This window comes from Arenibacter sp. ARW7G5Y1, from assembly GCF_003201775.1.
Taxonomy (GTDB): Bacteria; Bacteroidota; Bacteroidia; order Flavobacteriales; family Flavobacteriaceae; genus Arenibacter.
This window is the reverse complement of the sequence record NZ_QJJZ01000003.1, coordinates 409,734-422,419: the sequence shown is the minus strand read 5'-3', so window position 1 is coordinate 422,419 and position 12,686 is coordinate 409,734. Positions and strand designations below refer to the sequence as shown.

The window sequence follows — 12,686 nt, the reverse complement described above, 5'->3', positions numbered from 1 at the left end:
CTAAACCCATGCTTTGGGCATTTTTTGTTCCCTTAAGGAAACAAATTCAATGTTGTCATCAGTTTCTTCGGCATTTACAAAATGAGTGTACCTTGCCCTTATTTCCGGATTTTCTACAGCCTCTTTCCATTCGCATTTATAGGTATCTACCAAATATTGCATTTCGCTGTCCAACTGTTCCGCAATACCTAGACAATCATTTATAACTACATCTTTCACATAATCTATACCCCCTTCTAATTTATCCAACCAAGCAGCTGTACGGGTTAGGGGGGGAGCGGTTTGTATGTAGTACATTAAAAATCGGTCTACATATTTGGTAGCTATTTCCCTGTCCACCTTTTCGGCTAGCAATTGAGCATGTTGCGGGTTGGCCCCACCATTACCACATATATAAACGTTCCATCCACCTTCAACGGCTATAAAACCAAAATCCTTATTTCTGGCCTCAGCACATTCCCTGATACATCCAGAAACACCTCCCTTAATTTTATGAGGGGAGCGGATTCCCTTATATCTATTCTCTATATCAATGGCAAAAGTGACGCTTTCATCCATTCCATATCTACACCAGGTAGAACCAACACAACTTTTCACCGTTCGTAGCGATTTGCCGTAGGCCTGACCGGTTTCAAAGCCCTCCGCAATCAATTCCTCCCAAATAGGAGGTAATTCGTGCAATTGGGCTCCAAACATATCAATGCGCTGTCCGCCCGTAATTTTGGTATACAGATCGTATTTCTGTGCTATTCTACCTATGGCCAAAAGCTGTTTTGGGGTAATTTCTCCAGCTGCCACCCTTGGAACGACCGAATAGGTCCCGTTTCTTTGAATATTGGCCAAATATCGGTCATTAGTATCCTGTATGGTTGCTTGCCTATTGGCGGTTTCATTATATATACTGGCGAAAATGGAGGCTACTGCAGGTTTACAAACTTCACATCCATGTCCTTTTCCCACTTCGTCCAAAAGCGAATCGTAGTCCTCAATTTTCCTAAGCTTTACAAGATCGTAAAGTTCCTGTCTGGAATATTCAAAATGCTCACAAATGGACTCCTTAACCACTTTTCCAAGGGATTTAAGCGTTTCCTTTACCAAATCGTCTACCATTGGTTTGCACCCGCCACAACCAGTGGTAGCCTTGGTGGCTTTGGAAATTGCTTTTACGCTTTCGTTCCCATTCTCTTTTACAGAACAACATATTTGTCCTTTGGTGACCGCTTCACAGGAACATACTATAGCGGTATCAGGTAGGTCCATGGCACTGCCGAATGACACATCCTCCCCACCGCGACTTCCCAAAATAAGATTTTCAGGATTTTTGGGCAAGGGCATTTCATTGAGATACATCTGCAGGAGCATGTTGTAATCTTTGGCATCACCTACTAAGATTCCGCCCAGAAGCCTTTTGCCGTCATGGCTTACATTAATTCTTTTATAAAGACTTTCCGTTTTGTTTTCAAAAATGATAGAGTGACCTTTTTCGGCCGGCATAAACGGAGTTCCAAAACTGGCCACATCCACACCTATCAATTTAAGCTTGGTAGACATATCTATTTCCGCGGCCATCACAGTTTGCTCCATGCCAAGAATTTGATCCACGGCAACACCCGCCATTTCATATCCAGGGGCAACCAAACCATAGATCATTTGGTTGTAAAGGGCTATTTCACCAATGGCAAAAATACTTGAATCCGAAGTTCTCATTTTATTGTCCACGGCTATGCCTCCTCGGGTACCCATTTTAAGGCCGCAACTTTTTCCCAGTTCATCCCTAGGTCGTATCCCTGCCGAAATAACCAACATGTCCACATTTAGGACATCGTCCTCCCCAAATTCCATTCCTATTACATGACCGTTGCCCAAAATTTGATTGGTAGCTTTGCTCAAGTGGATATTGATTCCCATAGATTTCAGTTTTACCTGAAGCACCTTGCTACTTCTGGTGTCCAACTGTCTGGGCATTAATTTAGGGGCAAATTCTACCACATGGGGTTCCATACCCATGTCCATGACCGCCTTGGCCGCTTCCAGCCCCAATAGTCCACCTCCCAATATGGCGGCTTTTGGTTTTTTGACAGTTTTCCTTATTTTGTCCGCATAAGCCAACATCTCTTCCAAGTCCTCTATGGTCCTATACACAAACACTCCGTCCTTATCCACGCCATTTATTTGTGGTACGAACGGACTAGAGCCCGTTGCCAATACCAAATAATCATAATTATAGGTCTTTTCACTAAGAGTGGTTATCGTTTTTGAGTTTCTATGAATATCCGTTACTCTCTCATTGGTATACAATTCAATGTTATTTTCCTGATACCATTCCCTTGGAGCCATGGATAAACGTTCTGCATCACCATTTTCAAAATACTCGCTTAAATGCACCCTATCATAGGCAACTCTTGGTTCTTCTCCGAAAACAATAAGTTTAAAGGAGCCTTGGTCTACTTTGGCGACAAATTTCTCACAGAATTTATAACCAACCATTCCATTTCCAACTACAATTACGGTCTTCATACGTATACTATTAAATGTTACGTAGCAATATTACGTATAATTACGTAATAATTGTATGTTTTTATGAAAATAAATACGTATTTTTGTTGCGAATTTCTTAATTGTACACCTTAAAAAGTAGAAATTATGAGTATAACCAAAGACCCAAGAGTTAGTTTAGTAGGTGCCGGTCCAGGAAGTAGCGATCTTATAACCCTTAGAGGATACAGAACACTGGAAGATGCCGATATCATTTTATATGATGCCTTGTTAAGCACGGATTTGCTCAAGGATCTAAATCCCGATATTCCAAAGATTTATGTAGGAAAAAGATGTGACGAGCATTCCCTAACCCAGGAAGATATTAATAAATTAATAGTGGAAGAGGCTTTTAATTACGGGCATGTGGTACGTTTAAAGGGAGGTGATCCATATGTGTTCGGTAGAGCCAGCGAAGAATTGGAGTACGTGGAATCTTTCGGAATACCTGTTACCGTGGTACCGGGGGTGACAAGTGCTATAGCCATTCCGGCCGGTCAGGGTATTCCGGTAACCAGACGGGGAATAAGCAGCAGCTTTTGGGTGATGACGGCCACTAAACGTGATGGTTCCTTTTCCGAGGACCTAGAACTGGCAGCCAAGTCATCTGCCACAATGGTCATATTAATGGGGGTACGTAGATTTTTGGAAATAGCGGATAAAATTGTTCAACATAGAAATGGACTAACCCCATTTGCAATTATACAGAATGGAACTATAGAGAATGAATCTTGTATAACAGGTCTTCTTAAAGACGCAAGCTTACTTGTAGACCAAATAGACATTACACAACCAGGCATAATAGTTGTTGGGGAAGTAGTAGCAGAGCATCCGTCCTTTTTTGAAGAGGAAATTCAAAGGGCACTTAACCATTAAACAACCAAACATTTTCAATATTGCAATAAGAGCAGGCCAATAATTGTGATATCACAATCGTAGGCTTAATATATTCTCATCTTCATAAAAACACTACTTATTTTCAATATTACGTAATTTTTATAAGTACTAATACGTATAAATACGTATTTTTGAATTGTTGATCAAAATAACTAATCCTATAAACAATTCAGTTATGAAAGAATTTGTCTCTGCTAAAGCTACGAAATTAGAACTTTTAAACTTAAGGAGTCTGCCAATACGTACATTTTGGATTACCTCCATTGCCTTTTTCATTTGTTTCTTTGCCTGGTTCGGTATTGTACCTTTTATGCCCGACGTGGTTAAAGACCTGGGGTTGACGCCCACGCAAAAATGGAACTCCATTATATTGGCGGTTTCCGGTACAGTATTTGCCAGATTGCTAATTGGAAAGTTATGTGACAAGTACGGACCCAGACTGTGTTATACTTATTTATTGATTCTAGGGGCCATCCCTGTTATACTTCTAGGTTTTGTACAAACCCCGCTACAATTTCTGATATGTAGATTGTTTATTGGTTTTATAGGCGCTTCCTTCGTAATAACCCAATTCCATACCTCCATAATGTTTGCTCCCAATATAGTAGGTACAGCCAACGCTACATCTGCAGGTTGGGGAAACCTGGGAGGAGGGGCCAACCGCTTGGGCATGCCATTGATCGCTGCCGGAGTTGTTAGTTTTGGAATTGCCGATGAATTAGCCTGGAGGTATTCTATGGTCATTGCAGGGGTCATTTGCTTCTCTATGGGACTTGTATATTATTTCTTTACCAAGGATACCCCAGAAGGCAATTTTAAAGAATTAAAGTTAGCAGGCAAAATGCCGAATTTAAAGAAAGATGAAGTATCCTTTTTGAGTACATTAAAGGATTATAGGGTCTGGATATTGTTCTTAGTTTACGCAGCTTGTTTTGGAATAGAATTAACGGTTTATGGTACTATGGACGATTATCTTCAGAATAGATTTGGCCTGGATAGATCCACCGCAGGAAATTTGGTGCTGTCGTTTGCCCTAATGAATATTTTTGCCAGGACTTTAGGGGGCTATTTCGGAGACCTGTTCGGCAAGTTCCGTGGCTTGCGCGGCAGGGTAATTTTTCTTGCCCTGATACTGGCGACCGAAGGACTGATGCTTTCCATCTTTTCAGTGACCACTAGTTTAGTATTTGGTATGATATTTTTAATCGCTTTTAGCCTTACCGTACAAATGGCGGAAGGAGCCACTTTCTCTGTGGTGCCGTTTATTAATAAGAAAGCCATAGGATCCATCTCCGGTATAGTAGGGGCAGGAGGAAATGTAGGGGCATTCTTGGCTGCAATGTTATTAAAATCCAAATCGGCCGTGGCCGAAAGTGCTGCCATTGCTGCTAACAGCGAATTGGGTGAACAGGCCGTAAAGGCTGCCCAGACTACCGCTGCAGCTTCTGCAGTTTCCGGTGGATTTTTTGTTATCGGAGGATTTATTGTAAGTGCTGCCATACTATCTTTGGCCATTAGGTTCGCAACTGCCGAGGAAAAGGCTGTTGTTGAGGAAACCAAGGCGGAACTTTTGTTGTCGGGTGTAGATCAATAAATGAGGAAGTTAACTGATAGCCCCTTGTGGCACTTTTACCCAAACCCAAATGCTGGATTTCAATACGGAAAGGATAACAACTATTATATCATTCCGTAATTCTAAACCAAATATGAGGTAAGCCATATTAATTCCTCTAGGGCACCTGATGGATTAAAGGCAAATTACTTTCTATATTTTCGAGTTACAATCCTAAAAAATAAATACCTATCAAAAGATGAAAAGAATAACTCTTTTATTTAACGTATTAGCCCTTTATGGATCACTGGCCTATGCACAATTTACACTGGATGGGGAATTTAGACCTCGTACCGAACTGCGTCACGGTTTTGGCAGTCTAATCGCCGATGATGTAGATGCCGGTTTTGGTGTATCCACCCGTTTGCGGTTAAATGCAGGATACACCAACGATGCCTATCAATTTTATGTAAGCCTTCAAGACGTTATGGTTTGGGGAGAAAACAGACAGCTTCTGCCTGATGACGAAAATAATTCTTTTGCTGTCTTTGAGGCCTGGGCCGATATAAACCTTGGTAGTGGTTTTTCTACCAAATTGGGAAGACAGACCCTGGAATACGACGACCAACGTATAATGGGCAGTGTTGGATGGACACAACAGGCACGTAATCATGACGCCGCCATTTTAAAATACGCCAAAGAGAATTTTCAAATGGATTTTGGATTGGCATACAGCCAGGATTATGATAATCCCAGTGGTTTTCAATCAGTAGGTAATGCTTATAACACTACCGGCTTCTTCTCCTACAAAACCATGCAATACCTTTATTTAAAGGAAAAATGGAAAAACTTAAACGGAAGCCTTTTGCTTTTGAACAATGGCTTCCAGAATTTTGAATTGGATGGGACCACACCAGATGGGATAAGTATTCTGCAAACCCTAGGAACACATATCGACTTTAAAAAAGGAAGTTTCGGGGCTGCATTGAACGCTTATCTTCAAACCGGGGAAAGACAGGGCACCATTGATGTAGGAGGCGCTTATTTGTTGGGACTGGATATTAACTACAAGGCATCTGCCAAAGTAGGCCTTGGAGTAGGTATGGAAATCATTAGTGGTAATGACGCCAGTACCAGCGATAAAACAGAGGCTTTTTTCCCCCTTTATGGTACCAATCATAAATTCAATGGATTTATGGATTATTTCTACGTAGGCAATCATGCCAATTCCGTTGGACTGTTCGATATTCATGTGAGTGCCAATTTCAAGCTTGGGGAAAAATCAAGTTTAATGGTCAAGGCACTTAACTTTAGTGGGGAACAGGCATTGCCAAGTGGGGAAAAATCGTTGGGCACAGAATTGGATCTTGTATTTTCACAGGCATTCAACGGTTATTCCTTACAATTGGGTTATTCCCAGATGTTTGCCAATGACGGTATGTACGAACTAAAAGGCATCTCAGAAGATGCCTCGGCCAGTAACCAAAACTGGGCATGGGCCATGTTGGTCATAAAACCTAAATTTCTGAATACCACCAAATAATCCAATGATCATTAAAGCACCAAAATTATCGGGGCTTTTTACTCATTAAATGAGATTGGCAAGCTCTGACGCTTGCCCAGGGGCAATTAGTTTGTGCCCCTACTTCGCAAATTTATTCAAAAACCTTGTGCATAAAACCCCGTTCCGTACCAAAACTATAACCATTCCGCCCTTGCACATAAGGTCAATAATCAAAAATACAGCAGCTATTTTTACCGTATGAATACTTAGTTTTAATTTTATCCTATATTTGTTAAAAAAGAATAGACTATTGTGGATAAAACAACTCGTATTGTATTGGCCGATGACCATTCCCTAGTAAGGGATGGTATTAGGGCATTATTGGAAGAAGATGATAATTATGTGGTAATCGGCGAGGTCTCCAATGGCAAGGAGGCGGTTCAAATGGTATTGGACAAAAAACCCGATCTGTTGATCATTGATATCCGAATGCCCGAAATGAATGGCATTGAGACCGTAGAGGAACTCAAGAAACATTCTTCTCCAACCAAATGTATCATACTTTCCATGCACGATTCCGAGGAATACATCCTAAAATCGGTAAATGCCGGAGCCAGTGGTTATCTCTTAAAAGATACCGGAAAAATGGAATTTCTTAAAGCCATTTCCACAGTAGAACAAGGCGGAAAATATTTCAGCGGTGATATTTCCAATGTTTTGGTAAACAATCTATTGAGTCAGGGACAGACAAAGCAGGAAAGTAAACCAAAAACAAAAAATGGAAGTAACTCTTTTGGTATTACAAGCAAAGAACTACAAATTCTGGAACTCGTCCTTTCAGGGCTTACCAACAAACAAATTTCTGAAAAACTTCAAAAAAGCAAACGGACCATTGAAACACATCGCTTTAATCTAATGCGAAAAATGGGCGTTAATAATCTTATGGACTTAGCCCGAAAGGCACAGGAATACAAACTAATTTAATCCATCATTACGCTTTTTTTTATTGAATTACAGCAGTTTATCATGTTTTTGATCCATGCTATATTCTGTAATAGCCAATGAATGTCCGTTTTTATTGTCTTTTCGTCAATATTCTGCTTAACTATTATCAATAAAATACTACGTATTTATACTTAATTTGGTAATTTTAGATCATTATTAATCGGCTTCTTTTAATACTAGAATTTTATGCAGAAAAAGAACGAACATAAAACTATTTGCTCCTATTGTGGGGTTGGGTGCGGCATTGTGGTGGAACAGGACTCCAAGGGCAATATTAGCGTTGAAGGAGACCAAGATTATCCAGTAAACAAAGGCATGCTTTGTTCCAAAGGTAAGAACCTGAACTATGTGGCCCAAGATACCAGTGACCGAATTTTATATCCAGAAATGAGATGGAGCAGAAATCATCCTTTACAAAGGGTTTCCTGGGATATGGCCTTTGATAGGGCCGCCGCCGTGTTCAAAAGCATTATTGAAAAACATGGTCCGGATAGCGTAGGGTTCTATGTTTCTGGCCAGTGTCTTACAGAAGAATATTATTTGGTAAATAAATTGACCAAAGGATTTATTGGTACCAATAATATTGATACCAATTCCAGGCTCTGTATGAGTTCTGCAGTTGTAGGGTATAAAAAAATGCTGGGGGAGGATTCTGTGCCTATTTCTTATGATGACATTGAGTTATCAGATTGTTTTCTTATCGCAGGTGCAAATCCTGCCTGGTGCCATCCCATTCTCTTTAGAAGAATAGAAAATCACAAAGAAAACAATCCGAATGTAAAAATAATAGTAGTAGACCCTAGGAAAACCCAGACCTGCGCTGTCGCCGATCTTCATCTGCAAATATTACCCGGGACGGATGTTATTCTATTCAATGCCATGGCCCGCTGGTTAATTGAAAAGAAAAAAATAGATAAAAACTTCATTAAAAAGCATACCGTGAATTTTGATGCGGTTAAAGAGAGTGCCTTTCAACTTTCCATGAAGAAGGCCGCTGAGCTTTGCGGAATTCCTGTAGAGGATATCAAGAAGGCTGCCATGTATATAGGCAATGCCAATGCTTTTATTAGTATGTGGACCATGGGGCTAAACCAAAGTGTCATTGGTGTTTCCAAGAATGTGGCATTAATGAACCTATCATTACTTACTGGACAAATAGGGAAACCTGGTGCGGGACCATTTTCACTTACCGGACAACCCAACGCCATGGGGGGCAGGGAAGTAGGAGGGATGGCCAGTTTACTGGCTGCCCATAGGGAATTGGGCAATCCCAAACACCGCAAGGAAGTATCGGATTTTTGGGGAGGAAAAGAAATTAAATCCGAACCAGGTTATACCGCCACAGAAATGTTCGACGCATTGGAAAGTGGAAAAATGAAGGCGGTATGGATTATCTGTACCAACCCAATCGTGAGCATGCCCAATGTTCACAAGGCGGAAAAGGCATTAAAAAATGCCAATTTTGTAGTAGTTCAGGATATTTCCCATAATTCTGAGACCACTAAGTTTGCCGATCTTCTACTGCCTGCTGCAGGCTGGCTGGAAAAGGAAGGGACCATGACCAATTCCGAAAGGCGCATAAGTTATCTTCCCAAAGTCATCGATGCGCCGGGAGAGGCTTTACCCGACGCTGAAATTGTATGGAAGTTTGCGCAAAAAATGGGCTATCATGGATTCGATTACCAAAACACCAGTGAAGTATATGACGAACATTGCCTTTTAACAAAAGGCACCAAAATAGATATATCCGGTTTGTCCCATGAACGACTAAAGAACGAAGGAAGCTTTCAATGGCCTGTACCCCATGCTACTCATAAAGGCACCCCAAGACTGTTTACAGACTATCAATTCTTTACCAACGATAAGAAATCGCACTTTAATGCGCCCTATACACTCTACAATAAATCGGAATTGACAAATCCTGAGTTTCCTTTAATTCTAAATACAGGTAGGGTAAGGGACCAATGGCATACCAGAACCAAAACAGGAAAGGTAAAGCGCCTGCTTACCCATATTCCGGATCCATATTTGGAAATGAATAAAGTGGATGCCTATTTGCGAAAAATAAAGGATGGGGATATTGCGGTGGTAAAAAGTAGAAGAGGAACGGTCCGGGTAAAAGTGAAGGTGAATTTTGATATACGGGAAAAAGTTGTTTTCCTCCCAATGCATTGGGGCAAGGTGCTCAATAATGATTTTGGAAGGGCCAATAACTTGACCAATGACTTGGTTGATCCAGTATCCAAGGAACCCGACTTTAAATATTGTGCGGTAGAGGTGGCAAAATATGTAAAACCCAAACAGCGAATTGTGATTATCGGGGCAGGAGCAGCAGCTTATAGATTTATCCAGACATATAGAGAAAAGAATGAAACCGATGAGCTTCTTGTTTTCTCCAAAGAAAAGGATCCCTTCTACAATAGGGTGTTACTCCCCGAATATGTAAGTGAGGAACTCTCATGGGAAGCCTTGGAAAAACTAAAAAAAGGGGAGCTCGAAAAATTGGATATAACCCTACTTTCAGGTTTGGGGGTAACCCAAATAGATAGGAAAAATAAAACCATCATGGATGATAATGGTTTTGAACATGCCTACGACATATTAGTAATGGCCACAGGGAGCAGGGCCTTCGTACCAAGTGAAGTTCAAATAAACATGCCAGGCCGTTTTACAATGAGAGAGCGTGGGGATGCCGATAAATTGCGCAAATATTTAGAGGAGACAGGCTTACCCTCGGACGAACAACATGTAGTTATTGTTGGTGGTGGACTATTGGGATTGGAGTTGGCAGCAGCCCTTAAGAACAGAAATGTCAATATCAGCATCATTCAACGTGCCCCTAGATTAATGGAAAGACAGTTGGATAGAATTGCGAGTCGACTTTTGGCCGAGGATGTCAATGATCGGGGAATTAAGGTTTATTTTGATAATGAGGTAAGTACCGTATTTGAGGAAAGGGATGACAAAAACTCCCTTTCAATTACCTTAAAAACTGGAAGGACGGTAAAATGCAATGCCATTGTTTATGCTATTGGTACCCGTCCGAATATTGAATTGGCAAAGTATTCCGAACTAAAGACTGGCAGGGGAGTGGTGGTCAATGAATATTTGCAGACCAGTGATCCCAATATTTTTGCCCTTGGGGAAATTGCTGAATTTAGAAATGCCCTGTTTGGTATAACCTCGGCTGCCGAGCAACAGGCCGATACGGCGGCCAAATATATTTTGGGCGATTTTAGCAGTATCTATAATGGGTCTATCCTCATGAATATTTTAAAATTCGAAAACTTGGACCTCTGCAGTCTGGGTATGGTGAATGCCCCCTTGGATGACAATAGTTATGAGGAAATTATCCTTATGGACGTCAGCAAGAAATACTACAAAAAATGCATTGTAAAGGATGATACCCTAAAAGGTGCTATCCTGATGGGTGATAAAAATGAGTTTGCCGAATTTAAAAGGCTAATAGAAGAGGAAATTGAGCTGTCGGAAAAGCGCAACGAGCTGCTTAGGGGACAGTCAAACTCTGTCCCATTGAAAGGAAAATTGGTTTGCTCGTGCAGCCAGGTAGGGGAGGGCAATCTAATAGAAACTATTAATAGCGGATGTGAAGACTTCTCAAAACTATGCTCAGAAACTGGAGCGGGGCTTGGTTGTGGAAGTTGCAAACCTGAAATACAGGATATTTTGCGAAAACAATTACAAACAGTGGCTTCCTAAAACAGAACGTTATGAATGATGATTTACAGCGAATTTTGATTAAAGGAGGGGTAACCTCCCCCGGAGAATTAAAGGATATCATAGCCATGTTGGAGGCAGGGGGCTTGAAAGAGGTATTTTTTGGGTCACGCCAAGATCTATTGTTCCCTTTGCAAAATGCCAAGGAGGAACAATTGGAGCAAATCTCAAAATTCAACACCGATATCGTTAGCGATAGAAGTTACCAAAATATCGTAACATCGTACGTGTCCGCCGATATTTTTGATATGACCAATTGGCTCAAGGGGTCCACCTATCTCTACATTTTGGAAGGTTTTGATTACCTACCCAAACTAAAAATTAACATCACGGATCCCAAGCAGCGCTTAGTCCCCATTTTTAATGGTAACCTTAACTTTATTGCTTCGGAAAGTGAGGATTATTGGTACCTGAACATAAAACTTCCGCACTGGTCCAAATCGGTTTACTATCCTGTCTTAATTTACAGTTGGGACATCCATGTCGTGGCAAAGGCTATTGAGGAAATATATCAGGACATAGCCGATATAGATGAACTATTTTTTATTCTCAATAAAAGATTGGACTCCAATAACAGAACCATAGAAAAAGAGCTGGTGGTACCCTACATTAAATTTCCCTATTACGAAGGAATGAATAGGATGGGCCTGGATCAATATTGGCTGGGACTTTATTGGCGCAACAATAGATACGATCTTGATTTTCTAAAAAAATTATGTGGTTTTTGTCTTGATAATAGCATTGGAAAAATATGTATAACACCATGGAAGTCCTTCATCATAAAGGGAATAAAAAGCTCCAGTAGGCCAGAACTGGAGCGTTTTCTAGGACAGAAAGGAATCAATATACGCCATTCACAATTGGAAATGAACTGGCACCTACCGGTGGATGATACTGACGCACTGGAATTAAAAAAATTCTTAGTCCTAAGTTTTGACCAGAACGATATAAGCACATATGGCCTAACCTTTGGTATAAGTAATGAAACGGGGAAACGTACCCATTTCTCCTCGGTGATAATTGAAAAAAACACCCCGCCCTCCATAGTTAAGGATTTTTCCATAAGGCCTACCTACAACGTTTTGCATTTTAAAGATTTTGATCCCAATACCCAAGTATACAAGGTATACGCCCAAGATGTGGATAAGATAGAGTTGCCAGGTCTATTAATGGAATTGAGTAAACATTATTTTGATCAATTGGGTAGGGCATTGACCAAACCGGAACCTCCTAAGACTACCAATGTTGATATTTTGAAGGAAGTATATCAATGCAGCTCCTGTTTTACCGTTTACGATCAAACCTACGGTGATGAAAAATCACAGATTGCTGCCGGAACCCCATTTACGGACCTTGCAGAAGATTACTGTTGTTCCGTTTGCTCTGCCCCAAAATCGGGGTTTGAAAAATTGAAACTACAAATACTGTAGTCTACACCTGAGTGAATCCAAACGA

General features: G+C 40.8%; 7 protein-coding genes. 6 read left to right on the top strand and 1 reads right to left on the bottom strand.

What is annotated here, in order from left to right:
- On the bottom strand, positions 1-2,517 hold the full coding sequence (gene nirB / locus C7972_RS06900; protein WP_110355478.1) for a nitrite reductase large subunit NirB: 2,517 nt from the start codon (positions 2,515-2,517) through the stop codon (positions 1-3).
- A 126-nt stretch (positions 2,518-2,643) separates the two neighbouring features.
- On the opposite strand from nirB, the gene cobA reads away from it, so the two are divergent.
- The 6 genes from cobA (at position 2,644) to C7972_RS06870 (ending at position 12,661) form a co-directional block, all read left to right on the top strand.
- Positions 2,644-3,411 (top strand): uroporphyrinogen-III C-methyltransferase, encoded by a 768-nt coding sequence (gene cobA, locus C7972_RS06895; protein ID WP_110355477.1) that lies wholly within the window; start codon positions 2,644-2,646, stop codon positions 3,409-3,411.
- Between the two features lie 196 nt (positions 3,412-3,607).
- On the top strand, positions 3,608-5,026 hold the full coding sequence (locus tag C7972_RS06890) for an MFS transporter (protein ID WP_110355476.1): 1,419 nt from the start codon (positions 3,608-3,610) through the stop codon (positions 5,024-5,026).
- 217 nt (positions 5,027-5,243) lie between these two features.
- Positions 5,244-6,527 (top strand): alginate export family protein, encoded by a 1,284-nt coding sequence (locus C7972_RS06885; RefSeq protein ID WP_110355475.1) that lies wholly within the window; start codon positions 5,244-5,246, stop codon positions 6,525-6,527.
- Between the two features lie 273 nt (positions 6,528-6,800).
- Positions 6,801-7,472, top strand: coding sequence for a response regulator transcription factor (locus tag C7972_RS06880; protein ID WP_110355474.1), 672 nt, complete (start codon positions 6,801-6,803; stop codon positions 7,470-7,472).
- Positions 7,473-7,679: 207 nt separating this feature from the next.
- Positions 7,680-11,213 (top strand): nitrate reductase, encoded by a 3,534-nt coding sequence (locus C7972_RS06875; protein WP_110355473.1) that lies wholly within the window; start codon positions 7,680-7,682, stop codon positions 11,211-11,213.
- A gap of 11 nt (positions 11,214-11,224) precedes the next feature.
- The gene (locus tag C7972_RS06870) at positions 11,225-12,661 is read left to right on the top strand and encodes a rubredoxin (protein WP_110355472.1); all 1,437 of its coding nucleotides are present in this window, start codon (positions 11,225-11,227) and stop codon (positions 12,659-12,661) included.
- Positions 12,662-12,686: the final 25 nt, after the last annotated feature.